The organism is Shewanella sp. TB7-MNA-CIBAN-0143, from assembly GCF_040310065.1.
GTDB lineage: Bacteria > Pseudomonadota > Gammaproteobacteria > Enterobacterales > Shewanellaceae > Shewanella.
The window spans coordinates 19761-38039 of the sequence record NZ_JBEOPL010000004.1 but is presented as its reverse complement, the minus strand read 5'-3'; the positions used below and the strand labels follow the sequence as shown (position 1 = coordinate 38039).

Here is an 18279-nt window from a genome sequence, read left to right as displayed (position 1 = left end):
TTCGCTGTCGCGGGCTTTATAATATGCCGCTATACGCATTTGTGCTGGATTTACTGATGAGCGATGATTAAGCTGAGAGTAAGTTTGGTTAAATTGTTAAGGTTTGTTTCAATGACTTTAGCAAACTGGCGGATAGTGATATTTTGTACGTTAAGCCTTAACAGTAAGGTTTAACGAAAGATGAACGACTGCAAGGCAAATTGTATGCCGCATAATCAGTCCCTTTATTAACGTGGAAGTAAAAATGGAATCAACAGACAAGTTGACCGACACCAACGCAATTTTAGCGTATTTATATGAAACCTTTCCTTTATGCTTTATTGCAGAAGGTGAAACGAAGCCATTAAAAATTGGTTTGTTTCAAGATTTGGCTGAACGGTTAGCTGATGATTCTAAAGTCAGTAAAACACAATTACGTGTAGCGCTTCGTCGTTACACAAGCAGCTGGCGCTATTTGAAAGGCGTTAAAGCAGGTGCTAAACGTATAGATCTTGACGGTAATGAATGTGCTGAATTAGAACAAGAGCACATTGACCATGCTATTTTGACGCTTAAAGAAAGCCAAGATAAAGCTAAAGCAAAACGTCAAGCGTTAGCGCCTAAAAAGCCGGCAAAGAAAGTGGCACCTAAACGTGCTCCTGCCGTTAAAAAGGAACGTCCTGCACCGGTGGCGGCTCCAGTGATTAAACTTGTGCCGGCTAAGCTAGAAGATTTAAAACAAAAACAACGCGTTAATGTTAAATTAGGTGCCACACCTGTTCCTGGTGTTGTGACTGATATTAATAAAGAGGATGTGCTTGTTCAATTAGATTCTGGCTTATCCATCAAAGTACGTGCTGAGCACATACTATTATAGAAATTTAAGGAGTACTTGTTGATGCGAAAACTTACCTTGGCCGCGTCAATTGCCAGTTTATTTGTCGGCTTTTCGGCATGGGCAATTTCACCAACGATTCAAATCAGCGAGTTACCTAAACTAGCACAAGAGCCACAACATAAAGTGGCTAGCAAGCGAGTAACAACTTTGTTTACTCGCTCGCATTATCATCGTTTTGTACTTGACGATGCATTCTCTGAGCAAATATATACCCGTTTTCTTGAGCAACTTGATTATCGTCGTAATGTGCTGACTGCGGCAGACATTGCGAGCTTTAGTCAATATCAAAACCAGTTTGATAACATGGTTGAATCGGGCGATATTAGCCCTGCATTTACCATGTACGACCTAGTACAGAAACGTCGTTATGAGCGTTTTGCTTATGCGTTGTCTTTGCTTGATAAAGAGTTCGATTTTACTCAAGCTGGCGATGCGTATGAATTTGATCGCAAAGATGCGCAATGGCCAAAAGATGAAGCCGAAGTGAATGAACTTTGGCGTCAGCGCGTTAAATATGACGCGTTAAATCTTAAATTAACCGGTAAAAAGTGGCCTGAAATTGTTGAAGTGCTCGAGAAGCGTTACAACAATGCCATTAAGCGTTTAAGCCAAACACAAAGTGAAGACGTGTTTCAAACAGTCATGAATGCGTTTGCTCGTAGTGTTGAACCTCATACAAGTTATTTATCACCTCGTAATGCAGAACGTTTCCAAATGGAAATGAATTTAAGTCTTGAGGGTATTGGGGCCGTGTTGCAAATGGATGATGACTACACCGTCATCAAAAGTTTAGTGGCCGGAGGGCCTGCTGCCAATAGCGAGAAATTATCACCAGAAGATAAAATTGTTGGTGTTGGTCAAAAAACCGGTGACATTGTTGATGTCATAGGTTGGCGTTTAGATGATGTTGTTGATTTGATCAAAGGGCCAAAAGGAAGTGAAGTCGTATTACAGATTTTACCGAATAAAGGCGGGGCTAATGCTAAACCTTTTGAAGTGGTCATTACCCGAGATAAAATTCGTTTAGAAGACCGTGCCGCGACCTCAAAAGTGGTTGAGCCTAAAGAAGGCCAGTATGCCAATCGTAAAGTCGGGGTGATCCAAATCCCTGGATTTTATATGAATTTGTCACAAGATGTGGCTAAAGAAATCACTAAACTTGAAAAAGACAATGTTGAAGGGATTATTATTGACCTTCGTGGTAATGGCGGTGGAGCATTAACCGAAGCGACATTACTTACAGGCCTGTTTATTGACATGGGCCCAGTTGTTCAAATCCGTGATGCTAATGGTGGCATTAATCAAAATCGTGATAATGATGGCGCCAGTGCATATAATGGCCCATTGGCGGTGATGGTTGATCGTTATAGTGCATCGGCTTCAGAGATTTTTGCTGCGGCTTTACAAGATTATGACCGCGCACTTATCGTCGGTGAGTCTACCTTTGGTAAAGGGACTGTTCAGCAACATAAAAGCTTGGGTCGTATTTATGACATGTATGAAAAGCCAATTGGTCACGTACAATATACTATCGCTAAATTTTACCGTATTAATGGTGGCAGCACTCAATTAAAAGGCGTTACGCCTGATGTCCGTTTTCCAAGTGCTTTAGAGGCTGGCGAATACGGCGAGTCAGAGGAAGAGAATGCTCTGCCATGGGATAAGGTTCCCGTTGCTCAGTACTCTACTTTAGGGAATATCAACCCTATGCTGATCAACAATCTTGATGTTAAACATAAAGAGCGTATCAGCAAAGATGTAGAGTTCAGTTATATATACCAAGACATTACTGAGTTTAAAAAACATCATAAAGACAAAACAATATCACTTGTTGAGAGTGAACGAATTGCTTCTCGTGAAGACGATGATAAGCGTGCTTTAGACCGAGCAAACGCACGTCGAGTCCATCAAGGTTTGGCTGCCGTGAAGTCTTTAGACGATATTGAAAAAACAGATGATAGCAAGTTACCTGATCCCTTTTTAGATGAAACGGCTTATATCACCCTCGATATGGCTGACGTAGAAAAAATAGCTAAAACAAACTCAAAGTAATTTTTTATTACTGTTAAAAAACGCGCTTAGGCGCGTTTTTTCTTAATCACAATCACTAAAAACAGTACCAATTCGATAAAGACCACGCACATTTAATCATATTGGCATTAGTACCGTTCAAGAGGAACATGTATGAACCAAGCGCAAGAAAAACACCTAAAAGATTATACCAAGCCTTCATTCACCATTACCCATGTTGATTTGAACGTTATTCTAGATGGCAAAAACACTAAAGTGACAGCCATCAGTAAGGTGATCCGTAATGGTGAGCATCAGCATGATTTAGTGCTTGATGGCGAACAACTTTCGCTAAGTACAGTGAAACTTAATGGTGTAGCGGCTAACTATCGTCAACACGACAACCAATTAATAATTAGTACGGACCAAAATGAGTTTGAATTAGAAGTGGTCACTTTGCTTGACCCTGAGGCAAATTCGAGTCTTGAAGGGCTTTACATGTCAGACGGTGCTTATTGTACCCAATGTGAAGCAGAAGGATTTCGCCGGATCACCTATTTCTTAGATAGACCCGATGTTCTGGCTATTTATACCGTGCGCGTTGAAGCCGATAAACAGGCATTTCCATTTTTGTTAAGTAACGGCAATTTAATTGATAAAGGGGAGATGCCTCGTTCTGGTCGTCATTTTGTCAAATGGCATGATCCATTCCCTAAACCAAGTTACTTATTTGCCTTGGTCGCTGGAGACTTTGATTTACTTAATGACAGTTTTACGACTCAAACTGGTCGTGAAGTCAAACTGCAAGTTTTTGTTGATAAAGGCAACTTACATAAAGCTGATCACGCTATGGCATCATTGAAGAAATCAATGAAATGGGATGAAACTCGTTTCGGTCTTGAATATGATCTTGATATTTATATGATTGTTGCAGTTGATTTTTTCAATATGGGTGCGATGGAAAATAAAGGCTTGAATGTCTTTAATACCAAATACGTGCTCGCTGATAAAGCCAGTGCAACAGATGAAGATTATCATGGTATTGAGTCGGTTGTAGGTCATGAGTACTTCCATAACTGGACAGGTAACCGAGTCACGTGTCGTGATTGGTTTCAGTTAAGTTTAAAAGAAGGCTTAACGGTATTTCGTGATCAAGAATTTAGTTCCGATGTTGGGTCGCGCGCAGTTAACCGAATTCATGCTATTCGAGTGATGAAAAATCAACAGTTTGCTGAAGATACCGGTCCAATGTCACATCCTATTCGGCCTGAAAGTGTAATTGAAATGAACAATTTCTACACTGTGACGGTATATAATAAAGGCGCTGAAGTTATCCGCATGATGCACACCATTCTAGGCGAAGAAGGCTTTCAAGCTGGAATGAAGTGCTATTTTGAGCGTCATGATGGCCAAGCGGTAACCTGCGATGACTTTGTTAATGCTATGCAAGATGCTAGCGGTAAAGATTTAACCTTATTCCGTCGTTGGTATAGCCAAGCTGGTACACCCGTTGTGACGGTAAAAGACCGTTTTGATGCGGATAAAGGTGAGTACCATTTAACCGTTACTCAACAAGTGATGTCGCAAGGTGTGAAGGGCCAAACCTTGCATATTCCGTTCAGTGTTGAGCTGTTGGATAGTGTAGGGCAATCAATAGTCAATAAAGTGCTAGATGTGACTAAAGCCAACCAAACCTTTGTGTTTGATGGACTAGAAAGCGCACCTATAGCATCTTTACTACAAGATTTTTCTGCACCTGTTAAATTGGTTTACGATTTTAGCATTGATCAACTTGTGCATCTTATGCGCCATGCTTCTAGCGAAGTGGCGCGTTGGGAAGCATCTGTGCAGTTAGTGAGCCAAGCCATTTGGAATAATGTTGCTCAGTTGCAAAAGCAGCAAGTCATGATGGTTGATACTCGTGTTGTTGAAGCATTTAGAGGCGTCATTTTAGATGCGAAAATAGACCAAGCTTTAGTGGCTGAGATTTTGTCTATTCCTACTGCTTCTGCATTAATTGAGCAGGTAGATAGTGTTGATTTAGATGCTTTGGCCAAAGCCAGAGAGTTTGTTGTTGAAGAACTTGCATCAGCTTGTGAAGATGAATTATTGGTACGTTATCGAGAGCTGATACTTATAGATAACGCTGGTGCTCGTGCATTTAAAAACATTGCCTTGTCATTGTTATGTCAAGTGTCCGATACTCATGAATCATTAGTTGAAAAGCAATATTATTCAGCTAAAAATATGACTGATAGCTTAGGGGCTTTGAAAGCGGCAGCTACAGCCAAACTAGCCTGTTTACCTATGTTATTAAGTGACTTTGAGTCTACGTGGGAATCAACGCCATTAGTGATGGATAAATGGCTGACATTACAAGCGTTAGTGAATAGCGATGAAGTGATAGATCAAATTAAAACGCTGACAAAACACAGCAGTTTTAGTTTTTCTAACCCGAACCGAGTACGTTCATTGATTGGGGCTTTTGCCGCCGCAAACACTTATCAATTTCATCGTGCTGATGGCGAAGGCTACCGTTATTTGACTAAAATTTTAGTCAAATTGAATAAGTCGAATCCACAAGTCGCATCGCGAATGATCACACCATTAATTCAGTTTGCCAAATTCGATCAACATCGTCAGCAATTAATGAAACAGTGTTTAGCAGAGTTAAAAGCTTTACCGGATTTATCAAAAGATTTATATGAAAAAGTCACTAAATCATTGGCCGAATAATAGCGTCACGGCTATTCATCTAGTATGAATAGTTAGACTGTTTAGTATGTTAAAAAGGAGAGCTTGCTCTCCTTTTTATGGAGTAAATTATGGAGTTATTATTTTCTCTTAACGTAAGTTATGAAGCATTTCTACCATATTACCAAGGACTTGCAGAGAAAGTGCAAGTAAGAGATCACCACGGTCGTGTGTTGCACATCAATGGTAAGTATTTTAGACCTTATTTAACCCCTCAAGGTATTCAAGGACAGTTCAAATTAGTCCTTAACCAAGATGGGAATTTCAAATCACTTAATAAATTATAGAGTATTTACTTCAAACGTTTGATTGATTAGTGGTGTGTGAAGTAGCGCCCCGTTAATATATATAAGTCTATGAAAATAAACTTTTTTCGTTAATGGTTAAATGACTGTAATTATATCGTCTGTGTTAATTCAAATATAGGCTGGTTTTATTTTGTCGTTTTTACCCCGACATCGTTAATTTTCTTAAACATTTTCTTTTTTTTGACCTTGCTCAATATAGTTAAATGCTGTAACAATGGTGTTGCCTGTGGGCTAACAAGATGTTGGTTAAATTCCTATAACAACTAATCCAACAGGTTACGGAGATGAACTAAAATGAATATTGTTAAAAAAAGATTTAACAAGTCGGCTCTCGCTTTGGGGGTGGTGTCGGCATTATGTTTGGGGATGAGCACTTCAGCCTCAGCCGTTTCTTTTGATTGGGGTGATGTACGAGGTACATTTGACTCAACTTGGACTGCAGGTGCGAGTTGGCGTGTGTCAGACCGCGATTGGAATAATCAAATCGGAAAGGTAAACCAACCACAATTCGATTGGTCTGGTTATTCGGCATTTGGTGGTGCGTTTGGATCAACCAAATATACCTCAACAGAAATTTGGACTCAGCCTGGTTCTTATTCAAGCAACAATGACTTAAGTAATTTGTTGTATGCGCAAGGTGATACTACTTCTGAGATTGTTAAAGGTCTTCACGAGTTATCACTGAAGTACGAAAATTACGGTATCTTTTTACGCGGTATGTATTTTTACGATCGCAAATTAAATGATGGTGATTATGGCTTTAACGATCCATTAACCGGAAAAGAATTCGATCCTTGTGAAGATAACAAAGCATCAGAAGTGCAATGTAAAGATATTCGCTTACTAGATGCATTTGTTTACGGTAACTGGGACTTAAATGACGGTGCTAACCCATTAAGTGTTCGCGTGGGTAACCAAGTCGTTTCATGGGGCGAAAGCACCTTGATTTCTCACGGCATTGCTGAAATCAATGCTGTAGACTTAAATATTCTTAATGCACCCGGTGCGGAGCTCAAAGAAGCATTCCGTCCACAAGGCATGGTTTGGGCATCGTTAGGTTTATCTGAAAACTTAAACCTAGAAGCATTCTATCAGTATGATTGGCAGCCAATTTGGATCCCTACACCGGGGTCAAACTTTGCAACCAATGATTTTGCTGGATATGGTGGCTACAACCAAAATGCGCAATTGGGTTTCAACTCCAATCCAGATATCAACCAAGATTTCCTTATTTCAGAATATTCACGTTTATATGAAGCTGCAGCCGCTACTGGGTTTAACTCAGCATATGCCGCTTACATGACTGCTTATTCAACTAAGGTTGCTTTGGTTCAAGATGCTGCAGATCCTAGTGATGATGGCCAATTTGGGGTTAAATTAGGCTATTACTCTCCAGAACTGGGCGAAACTGAGTTTGGTTTTTATTACATGAATTACCACAGTCGTCGTCCAATTATTAGTGGTACTGCCTCTAACTTTACTGCAGAAGCTATTGGTCGTGATTATGGCCGTTTAGCACAAAGTGGTGGGAACATTGACCGCGAACTTTTGTTAAGTATGGAAACCTTTACCAAATCGCAAATTGTATATCCTGAAGATATCCAGTTGTATGGTTTTAGTTTTAACACTTTGGTAGGCGACACTTCTGTTGCCGGTGAAATTTCTCATCGTGTTGATGAGCCATTGCAAATTGACGACGTTGAATTACTTTTCTTAGCGATGCCTCAGCAGCTAGCTAATGCGGGTCTTCGTCCTGATTTAGATGGTATTTCACAAATGGATAATGTGGAGCCTGGCTCAAACGCTGAGGGGTATATACTTACCGATACGACTCAAGCACAGGTAACCTTTACCCACTTATTCGGCCCGACATTAGGTTTAGATAATCTAACCATGCTTGCTGAAGTCGGTGGTGTGTGGATCCATGATATGCCTGGTTTTGACGAATTACGTCTAAACGGTCCAGGAACAGCTCGTTCTGGTGGTAACCCAGAAATGACTGGTATTATTGCCGCATTACATAATGGTCCTGAAACCAATCCATTCCCAACAGATTTTGCGTGGGGTTATCGTTTAGTGGCGAAAGCTGACTTTAACAATGTGTTTGCTGGTGTGAACATGTACCCAAGAGTGATTTTCTCTCATGACGTTGATGGCATTACACCGGATCCAATGTTCTTATTCACCGAAGGCAGAAAATCTGTCGCTTTGGGTGTGAACTTTGATTATCAAAGTCGTTGGGGCGCAGATATTTCTTACAACAGCTTCTTTGGTGGCGTAGGAACAACAAATGCGATGACAGACAGAGATTACATCTCTTTCAACGTCAAGTATTCGATTTAGAAGGATAATTATAATGAAGAAACTGACGATATTATCGGCAGCAGTGATGCTAGCACTAAGTGCACCTGCTGCGCTGGCGAAAGTATCACAAGCTGATGCAGACAAATTGGGTACAACATTAACCCCTATGGGTGCAGAAAAAGCGGCTAATGCCGATGGTTCAATTCCTGTTTGGAGTGGTGGTATTAGCAAACCTATAGCGGGTTACACTAAGGGTATGCATCATCCAGATCCTTTCCCAACTGACAAAGTGCTATTTACGATCACTAATGAAAATAAAGCCCAGTATGCTGAGTTTTTAACCCCGGGTCAGAAACAATTATTTGAAGTATATCCAGATACTTACAAAATGAATGTCTATGAAAGTCGCCGTACTGCAGCCGTACCTCAATATGTTTATGATGCGACTAAAGCCAATGCCGTTAGAGCTGAGTTAGTTTCACAAGGTAACGGTATTACTGGGGCGACCATTGGTGTGCCATTTCCAATCCCTGCTAACGGTTTAGAAGTGATTTGGAATCATATTTTACGTTATCGTGGTGTTGATGTAGAAACCTATCGTAGCCAAGCTGCGCCGATGTCTAATGGTTCTTACACTTTGGTTGAAAACGCTGAGGAAATTCGTTTTGAATATTCTCGTCCAGAGGTGACATTAGAGAAACTTAAAGAAACAAATACATTGTTTTACTTTAAACAAGTTGTGACTCAACCAGCACGACTCGCTGGTACAGCATTACTTGTAAAAGAAACCATGGATCAAGAGGCTCTTCCACGCCAAGCTTGGACTTATAACACTGGACAACGCCGAGTTCGTAAAGCGCCTAACGTAGCTTTTGATACACCTGGTACTGTGTCTGATGGGTTAAGAACAACAGATGATTTCGATATGTTTAACGGCTCTCCAATGCGTTATAACTGGGAATTAGTCGGTAAGAAAGAGATTTACATTCCATACAATGATTATCGTTTACATTCAGATGCGTTGAAATATGACCAAATTTTAAAACCTGGCCATATTAACCCTGAATATCCACGTTATGAAAAACATCGCGTATGGGAAGTCAAAGCGACGTTAAAAGAAGGCATGCGTCATACATATAAAACTCGTGTGTTTTATATTGATGAAGATTCATGGCAAGTTGCAGTAACTGATATATATGATAATCGCGATGAGCTTTATCGTGTTGGTGTCGCTCATCTTATCAACTATTATGAAGTGCCTGCGCTTTGGAGTACCTTAGAAGTGTTCCACGATCTTCAATCTCGCCGTTATTTAGCAATGGGTCTAGACAACGAAGGTCGCATGTATAATTTTGATGCATCGCTTTCTGAAGCTAACTTTACCCCAGACGCCCTAAGACGTGCCGGTATTCGTTAACAAGCCATAAATAAAATGGGGCGCGGTTGCGCCCCTATAAATTGTAAAGGAAGTTTGTATGACGTTTAGCATGCTTCGCAGTGCAGTGGCGATTGGGATTAGTGCATGTTTATATACTACTTCAGTAGATGCTCAACTCGATCCACTCTCTGTTCAGATTCAACCCCTAGCTCAATCCTCTTTATTGCTTGATATTGCTAATGCTGGTGACAAACTTGTCGCGGTAGGCCAACGCGGTAATGTGTTGCTTTTGGACAATAATCAATGGCACCAAGTCGCGACCCCTGTATTGTCTCAATTAACCAAAGTGTTTTTTTTCGACGACAAACAAGGTTGGGCTGTCGGCCATGATGCCACCATCATCCACACTCAAGATGGTGGATTAACGTGGTCGGTGCAGATGCAATCTGCTGAAATAGAGAAACCTTTTCTAGATATTCGTTTTTATAGTCCCGTTGATGGTATTGCGGTGGGCGCTTATGGATTATTTTATCGCACCGCTGATGGCGGTAAAACATGGCAACAAGAATTTCATCAAGAATTATTATTTGAAGAAGATATTGCCTATTTAAATGAACTTAAAGCAGAAGATGAAGCATTGTATTTATCTGAGCGAGCTTCATTATTACCCCATTTCAACCGTTTAATTCGCCTAAAAGATAAACGATTGTTGCTTGTGGGTGAGCTTGGCTTGGTAGCGGTATCAAGTGATAACGGCCAAACATTTTCGAAAACTAACTTTGATTATGATGGTTCAATGTTTAATGCCATTGAAGTTGGCGAAGATGTTTATGTCATGGGCTTACGTGGTCATGTGTTTAAGTCAGACTTAGCGCTATCCGCATGGCAAGAAGTTAATTTACCTGTCCAATCATCAATTAATAGCGCACTTATTACCGCTAATAATGACCTATACCTGGTGGGAAATGCTGGGATTGTGTTGTCAGTAGATGATGATAAAGCAACAATTGTTGCCAGACGCCAAGGTGAAAATATAGTGGCAATTGCTAAAGACAGTAAAGGCCAGTTATGGTTTGCCGGTTCTAAGGGACTGTTCCAGCTTGATTAACCTTTTGGTTAAACTGGACAATTAAAACAACAATAATAGGGCCGAAAAGATGTTAGAAAAACTGGTCAATGGATTTGAATCTCATTTATTCCGCAATCGAAAATGGGTCATCATTTCGTTTATTTTTATTACTTTTTTCTTAGGGTATCAAGCCAGCCAATTAAAAATGGATGCTGCTTTTAGTAAAAATATCCCACTCAATCATTCGTACATGCAAACGTATACCAAACATCAAAAAGATTTTGGTGGTGCTAACAGTATTATGGTGGCGGTAGAAGATACCAGTGGCAATATATTTAACCCGGTATTTTTTGATGCGCTCAAAAATGTGCACGATCAATTATTTTTTATTCCGGGTGTAGAACGTTCTCAGGTTAAGTCGTTATTCTCACCTTCAACTCGTTTTACCGAAGTCGTAGAAGACGGCTTTGCCGGTGGTCCGGTGATCCCCGCTGATTTTAGTAATGATGATTACGGTCTTAAAATCGTTCGCGATAACATTGAAAAAGCTGGCATTGTAGGCCGACTTATCGGTAATGATTACACCTCTGCCATGGTGTCTGCGCAGTTAATGGAGTTTGACCCTCAAACGGGTGAGGCTATTGATACTATTGCGTTTGCAAATCAATTAGAGCAAGAGCTTCGTGGCAAGTTTGAAAACGATAAGATTAAAATTCATATTATCGGTTTTGCAAAAATGGCTGGGGATGTTGCTGAGGGCGCTAAAGGCGTACTGCTGTTCTTTTTAATCGCCATTGCGATTACTGCTGTAATGGTATACCTATTTTCAAAATCGATAGTGCTAACCGTCTTACCACTAGTGTGTAGTTTGGTTGCAGTATTTTGGCAATTAGGATTATTAACCGTGGTTGGCTTTGGTTTGGACCCAATGTCGATTTTAGTGCCGTTTTTAGTGTTTGCTATTGGTGTCAGTCACGGGGTACAGATGATCAATGCTGTACGTCGTCGTGTGCTTGATGGCCAAACAACTAAAGCCGCTGCAGCGTCCGCATTTCGTAGCTTATTAGTGCCCGGTGGTGTTGCATTATTATCTGATACGGTTGGTTTTTTAACCTTACTGTCAATTGATATTGGTATTATTCGTGAGTTGGCTATTTCTGCATCGTTAGGTGTCGCGGTTATTATTTTAACCAATCTGATTTTACTACCATTGGTGATTTCATATTTTGAATTACCGAGTAAGCAAGACAGTCTTGAAAAACGTCAAAAAATTGAAAATATTTGGCGTGGTTTGTCTAAATTTGCGACCCCTAAATATGCCATTGTCGTATTGATTTCGACTGCGATACTTTACGCGGTTGGTTTTCAACAAGCGTCCAAAATGCAAATTGGTGATTTACAGGGCGGGGCGCCTGCACTGCATCAAGACTCTCGTTATAACCAAGACACTTTCTTTATCACTAAACATTTTTCAATTACAACTGATGTAATGTCTGTGATTGTAGAAGCTACACCAGAAGCCTGTACTTATCATTCATTGTTATCTCAGATAGATCAGTTCGAATGGATGATGGCAAATACACCTGGGGTAGAGTCAACGGCAAGCTTGGCATCTATTGCTAAGAAAGTGAATGCAGGATTTAACGAAGGTAACCCTAAGTGGGAGATTTTACCGCGTACCACCGCGAGTTTAGTCCAAGCCGTTGGCCAAGTACCGACAACATCTGGTTTGCTCAATAGTAATTGCTCGGTTATGCCTGTGTACTTGTTCTTAAAAGATCACAAAGCTGAAACCATCGAGGTGGTTGTAGACAAAGTTAAAGCGGTTGCCGCACAACTTAACTCTGACACTTTGCAATTTAAGCTAGCATCAGGTCCTGTTGGTGTCATGGCCGCCACAAATGAAGCCGTGAGCGAAGCTCAGCTACCAATGATGCTATATGTATATGGCGCTGTGTTTGTACTGTGTTTAATTAGCTTTAAGTCACTCAAAGCGACGATTGCGGTAATTATTCCACTTTATGTGGTATCAACATTAGCGCAAGCATTAATGACCTTGCTTGATATTGGTTTAGCGGTGAGTACCTTACCGGTGATTGCATTAGGTGTGGGTATCGGCGTTGATTACGGGATTTATATCTTGTCGACGATGTCCAATAAACTCAGTAATGGCATGCCGGTGCAACAAGCGTATTTCGAAGCTCTCGTTGAACGTGGTAGTGCGGTTATCTTTACCGGCCTAACGTTAGCCATTGGAGTGAGCACTTGGTTCTTCTCAGACCTTAAATTCCAAATGGATATGGGAATTTTGCTGACATTTATGTTTTTAGTGAATATGTTGGGAGCAATTATTATTCTACCCGCACTTTCAGCGATGTTTTGGCGAAAAAAGTAACTAAAACATGTAATTAAATAAAAAAGGGAGCTTAGCTCCCTTTTTTATTTTGCATAGTTACTCTATGCAAACGACTTAAATGTCATTTTAAACGCTAATCTATGCTGCCGACTGGATTTATAGAGGATGTACCACTAAAATTTTCCTCGATATAGCAGCAATTTAGTAATAAACTTTGCACAAGATCTCAAATATGAGTTTCTTTTGTTAAACGAAAAACAGTTATTTACGTGCTACACACAAAATGACTCGGACCGACACAATCAACAAGCCGAAGCATCCATATAATGATAAGAGCGCTGCCATAGACGCTTAAGGAATCTGCAACATGGCCTTGAAAGATGCAATGCCTTCAGTACTACTGGAAAATGTAGTCAATTTAATTCACACAAAAATCCCTCATTCTCAAGCCAAACAAGTTGAGCAATTTGCCAATTGCCTCTACGCCCATATGTCAAAAGACGATCTCAATGCTCGTAATGACAGTGATTTATATGGTGCTGTAGTGAGCCTTTGGAATGCGCTGAATAAAACGGCCCAGGATCAAACCCACATCCGTGTATTTAATCCTAGCCAAGCAAAACATGGCTGGCAGTCAACTCACAGCATTATTGAGGTTATCCAACTTGATATGCCTTTCTTGGTTGACTCGCTCTCAATGGCGTTAAATCGAATGGGCATCACTGCCCATGTGATGTTACATACGCCATTAGCCGTTGTACGTGGTAATAACAACAATGTGTCAGATGTGTCATTTGTTAATGACACAACTGATAACAGCAATAATGTTGCTGTATTCTTGGTCGAAATTGATAAACAAAATAGTGATGCTGACATTAAAGCGATTGAAAAAGAAATTCAATCTGTACTTGCTGATGTCTCAGCGTCGGTCAATGATTGGCAATTAATGTCAGATACATTAACCGAGACTATTAAGCAATTACCTTCACGTCCATTCCCTGGTGATAAAACGGAATTGAAAGAGTCAGTTGATTTTTTAAACTACTTGAACAACCATCATTTCACTTTGCTTGGCTATCGTTATTACGATTTAAAACGTGTTGAAGGTGATGTTGAGCTTGTTCCTAATATTGAATCTAGCTTAGGGCTAATGAACCGTTCAAAAACCTCACACAGTGAGCGTGGTTTATTACTTTCAAGTTTATCTGATTCAGCCCGTAAAGAGGCATTAGATGAAAGCTTACTTGTTCTCACCAAGAGCTCTGCTAAAAGTCGTGTACATCGTCCGGCTTATGTAGATTATATTGGTGTTAAACGTTTCGATAAAAAAGGCAACGTAATCGGTGAAGATCGCTTCATTGGTTTATATGCTTCAAATCTTTATAACCGTAGCCCACGCGAAATTCCATTATTGGGCGAAAAGGTTCAGCGCATTCTTGATAATTCAGGGCTAACTCCGCGCTCGCATGATTATAAAGCGTTGATGAACATTCTTGAAAACTTACCTCGTGATGAGCTAATTCAAGCTAAAGATCCTGAGCTATCAAACATAGCTCATGGTGTTTTGGAAATGCAAGATCGCGATAAGTTAAAGCTGTTTGTGCGTAAAGACGGTTATGGTCGTTTCTTGTCGTGTTTAGTGTATGTGTCTAAAGACCGCTACAACACTAAGTTACGCCAAGACACTCAACGCATTTTGGCACAACATTTCCAAAGTAATGAAGATGTTGAGTTCACCACGTATTTTTCTGAGTCTACTTTGGCTCGCACTCACTATATTATCAAAGTTGATAATAACAATATGGATGTTGATGTGGCCGCCATTGAAAAAAATCTTATTGAAGCCGCTCGCTCGTGGGATGACAAACTGCACACTGCATTAAACAATGCCGTTGGTGAACAAGCTGGAACAGGACTGACAAAGCGTTATTTAAATGCGTTCCCACCTAGCTATAAAGATGATGTATTACCAAGTTCTGCTGTGGTTGATATGCAGCATTTAGAAGCTTTGGATGATGATCACAAGTTAGGCATGTTGTTCTATCAGCCACAAGAGTCGGCGTTAAATGACAATAAAGTTCGCTTAAAACTGTTTCATAAAGACGAGCCAATTCATTTGTCTGATGTTTTGCCAATGCTTGAAAACTTTGGCTTACGCGTGATCAATGAACGTCCGTACGAAGTGAAAACCAATGATGGCGCGACATTCTGGATTTTAGATTTCTTAATGACAGTGCAAGGCGCTGCCACAGAGAATCTAGCCGACAGTCAAGACCGTTTCCAAACGGCTTTATTGCAAGTGTGGCAGAAGAAGTTAGAAGATGACGGCTTTAACCGCATGGTACTGTCAACAGGCCTCAGTGGTCGTGAAGTGTCTATTTTGCGTGCTTATGCTAAGTATATGCGTCAAATAGATGCAACATTCAGTCAGTCGTACATCGAAGAAACGTTTAGCCGTTATCCTAAATTAGCGGACTTATTGGTGAAAATGTTCATCCGTAAGTTTAACCCTAAACTAAAAACGCGCACCTTAAGTAAGTTCCTTGAACAGGTGAACATACAACTTGATGACGTTTCAAGCTTAGATGATGACCGGATTATTCGTCGTTACTTAGATTTAATAAACGCCACATTACGAACTAACTTCTATCAAACTGCAGTCAGCGGCAAAGCGAAAGACTATATCTCGTTTAAATTTGCACCGAGCTTAATCCCAGAAATGCCTAAGCCGATGCCTAAGTTTGAGATTTTCGTGTATTCGCCTCGTGTTGAAGGTGTGCATTTACGCGGTGGTAAAGTGGCCCGTGGTGGTTTACGTTGGTCTGATCGTCGTGAAGACTTCCGTACCGAAGTACTCGGTTTAGTAAAAGCACAACAAGTTAAAAACACCGTGATTGTGCCTGTAGGCGCAAAAGGTGGTTTTGTGTGTAAGCAACTGCCGACAGAAGGTGGCCGCGAAGCATTATTCACTGAAGGGCAAGAATGTTACCGTATCTTTATCCGTGCGTTATTAGATATTTCAGACAACATTGTTAATGGTGAAGTGGTTCCACCCGCAGATGTTGTACGTCACGATGAAGACGATCCATATTTGGTTGTTGCTGCTGACAAAGGCACGGCAACATTCTCAGATATTGCTAATGCGATTGCGATTGAATATAACTTCTGGTTAGGCGATGCGTTTGCTTCTGGTGGTAGTAACGGTTATGACCACAAGAAAATGGGTATTACTGCACGCGGTGCATGGGAGTCGGTTAAACGCCATTTCCGTGAAATTGGTGTAGATTGCCAAACTACTCCATTTAGTTGTGTGGCGATTGGCGACATGGCTGGTGACGTATTTGGTAACGGTATGCTGTTATCTGAGCAAACTCAATTGGTCGCTGCATTTAACCATATGCACATCTTTATTGACCCTACGCCCAAAATTGCAGAAAGCTATGCTGAGCGTCAGCGTTTATTTGTACTGCCACGCTCAAGCTGGGAAGACTATAACGCTAAACTGATTTCTAAAGGCGGCGGGATATTCTTACGCTCTGCTAAGTCAATTAAATTGACACCAGAAATCAAGAAGATGTTGGACACTGACAAAGACACCATGAACCCAACTGAACTGATGAAAGAACTACTGAAAATGCCAGTAGACTTGATTTGGAATGGTGGTATTGGTACCTACGTTAAGTCGAGCAAAGAATCGCATGCTGAAGTAGGCGACCGTGCCAACGACACCTTACGTGTTAATGGTAAAGAAGTACGTGCTAAAATCATCGGTGAAGGCGGTAACTTAGGTTGCACTCAATTAGGCCGTATTGAATACTGCGCTAATGGCGGCCGTATGAATACCGACTTCGTCGATAACGTTGGCGGTGTAGATTGTTCAGATAACGAAGTTAACATCAAAATCTTCTTAAACACGTTAGTGGCAGAAGGTGAGTTAACCGTTAAACAGCGTAACCGTTTACTTGAAGACATGACTGACGAAGTCAGTGAAATTGTGATTAAAGATTGTAAAGATCAAACCCGTACGATTTCGGTTACCCAAGTACATGGTGTGTCACAGCTTAAAGAGCAGATTCGTTTTATTCAGTATCTTGAAAAAGACGGTAAACTTGACCGCGCACTTGAGTTCTTACCAACTGATGACGATCTTGCCGAACGTTTAGCCAATGGCCGTGCTTTAACTCGTCCTGAGTTATCGGTATTAGTTGCTTACGCTAAAATGGTACTTAAAGAACAGCTCGTGACACCTGAAATCACTGAAGATGCATTTTTAAGCAAGTTATTAGTGGCTTATTTCCCTAAAAAGTTACAAGCAAAATACGCTGATAAAATGACCGCACATCCTCTACGTGGTGAAATTATTGCTACATCATTAGCTAATGAATTGGTTAATGATATGGGCTTTAATTTTGTACAACGTATGCAAGATGAGACCGGTGCAACAGTTGCTGAAGCGGCTATTAGTTATACTATGGCCCGAGAAATCTTTGGTCTTGATGAGTTAACCGCTTCTATTACTGAGTTAAATGGTGTTATTCCGGCACATGTGCAGGGTGAAATGCTACATCAGTTACGTCGTAATATGCGTCGAGCATGTCGTTGGTTTATTCGTCATCGCAATCGTGCTCATGATATTGATCAAACAGTGGCATTCTTTAAGCCTGTATTTGAACAGCTTAAAGCTAACGTTGACCAGTATATGATTGAAGCTGAAGTTAAAGTGATTTCTGCTGAAATTACTACTCTAGTAAAAGAAAATGTCCCTGAAGCAGTTGCACTAATTGTCGCTAAAATGAGTACATTATTCTCTGCGTTAGACATTGCACAAATTGCTCAAATCGAGAATAAGTCAGTTGATCTGGTATCAGAAACTTACTTCAAACTCGGTGCAAAAGTTGAATTACATTGGTTCTTAGAACAAATCAATGCTCAACCTGTAGCAAACCATTGGCAAGCACTTGCTCGTGCGGCATTCAGAGAAGAACTTGATTGGCAACAACGTGCATTAAGTTCTGCAGTATTACGTACTTGTACAGATACTTGTGATGCAGATAGTGTTATTAATCAATGGATTACATTAAACAAACCATTGCTTGAAAGATGGTATCACATGCTAGCCGACTTCAAGGTTTCTCAAACCCATGAATTTGCTAAGTTCTCAGTCGCCTTAAGAGAACTGAACTTGCTGATTTTGCATTGCGAAGGTCAGAAGTAGTTTTTATA

At 40.6% G+C, this 18279-nt stretch carries 9 protein-coding genes; all 9 read left to right on the top strand.

Translation table 11 applies throughout. The annotated features are described in order from the left end of the window. The first annotated feature begins 244 nt into the window (after positions 1-244). The gene (gene proQ / locus AAEY97_RS04370) at positions 245-856 is read left to right on the top strand and encodes an RNA chaperone ProQ (RefSeq protein ID WP_011637685.1); all 612 of its coding nucleotides are present in this window, start codon (positions 245-247) and stop codon (positions 854-856) included. A gap of 21 nt (positions 857-877) precedes the next feature. Beyond that, positions 878-2929, top strand: a complete 2052-nt coding sequence (gene prc / locus AAEY97_RS04365; protein WP_182743775.1) for a carboxy terminal-processing peptidase — start codon at positions 878-880, stop codon at positions 2927-2929. A 132-nt stretch (positions 2930-3061) separates the two neighbouring features. Next, positions 3062-5623: an aminopeptidase N gene (pepN, locus tag AAEY97_RS04360; RefSeq protein WP_350996852.1), complete on the top strand. Its 2562-nt coding sequence runs from the start codon at positions 3062-3064 to the stop codon at positions 5621-5623. Positions 5624-5712: 89 nt separating this feature from the next. After that, a complete protein-coding gene (locus AAEY97_RS04355) occupies positions 5713-5928 on the top strand; it encodes a DUF2835 domain-containing protein (protein ID WP_162023284.1) in 216 nt (71 codons plus the stop codon). Between the two features lie 315 nt (positions 5929-6243). Then, a complete protein-coding gene (locus AAEY97_RS04350; RefSeq protein WP_162023283.1) occupies positions 6244-8292 on the top strand; it encodes a DUF1302 domain-containing protein in 2049 nt (682 codons plus the stop codon). Between the two features lie 13 nt (positions 8293-8305). Next, on the top strand, positions 8306-9670 hold the full coding sequence (locus AAEY97_RS04345; RefSeq protein WP_101086985.1) for a DUF1329 domain-containing protein: 1365 nt from the start codon (positions 8306-8308) through the stop codon (positions 9668-9670). 58 nt (positions 9671-9728) lie between these two features. Further along, positions 9729-10739, top strand: coding sequence for a WD40/YVTN/BNR-like repeat-containing protein (locus tag AAEY97_RS04340; protein WP_350996849.1), 1011 nt, complete (start codon positions 9729-9731; stop codon positions 10737-10739). 49 nt (positions 10740-10788) lie between these two features. Then, positions 10789-13095: an efflux RND transporter permease subunit gene (locus tag AAEY97_RS04335; RefSeq protein ID WP_192115042.1), complete on the top strand. Its 2307-nt coding sequence runs from the start codon at positions 10789-10791 to the stop codon at positions 13093-13095. Positions 13096-13423: 328 nt separating this feature from the next. After that, entirely contained in the window at positions 13424-18271 is a 4848-nt protein-coding gene (locus AAEY97_RS04330; protein ID WP_350996846.1) for an NAD-glutamate dehydrogenase, read from the top strand. Positions 18272-18279: the final 8 nt, after the last annotated feature.

Coding starts and splice junctions, on each gene's coding strand:
- proQ (WP_011637685.1), top strand. CDS start 245: ATGGAATCAACAGACAAGTTGACCGACACCAACGCAATTTTAGCGTAT.
- prc (WP_182743775.1), top strand. CDS start 878: ATGCGAAAACTTACCTTGGCCGCGTCAATTGCCAGTTTATTTGTCGGC.
- pepN (WP_350996852.1), top strand. CDS start 3,062: ATGAACCAAGCGCAAGAAAAACACCTAAAAGATTATACCAAGCCTTCA.
- AAEY97_RS04355 (WP_162023284.1), top strand. CDS start 5,713: ATGGAGTTATTATTTTCTCTTAACGTAAGTTATGAAGCATTTCTACCA.
- AAEY97_RS04350 (WP_162023283.1), top strand. CDS start 6,244: ATGAATATTGTTAAAAAAAGATTTAACAAGTCGGCTCTCGCTTTGGGG.
- AAEY97_RS04345 (WP_101086985.1), top strand. CDS start 8,306: ATGAAGAAACTGACGATATTATCGGCAGCAGTGATGCTAGCACTAAGT.
- AAEY97_RS04340 (WP_350996849.1), top strand. CDS start 9,729: ATGACGTTTAGCATGCTTCGCAGTGCAGTGGCGATTGGGATTAGTGCA.
- AAEY97_RS04335 (WP_192115042.1), top strand. CDS start 10,789: ATGTTAGAAAAACTGGTCAATGGATTTGAATCTCATTTATTCCGCAAT.
- AAEY97_RS04330 (WP_350996846.1), top strand. CDS start 13,424: ATGGCCTTGAAAGATGCAATGCCTTCAGTACTACTGGAAAATGTAGTC.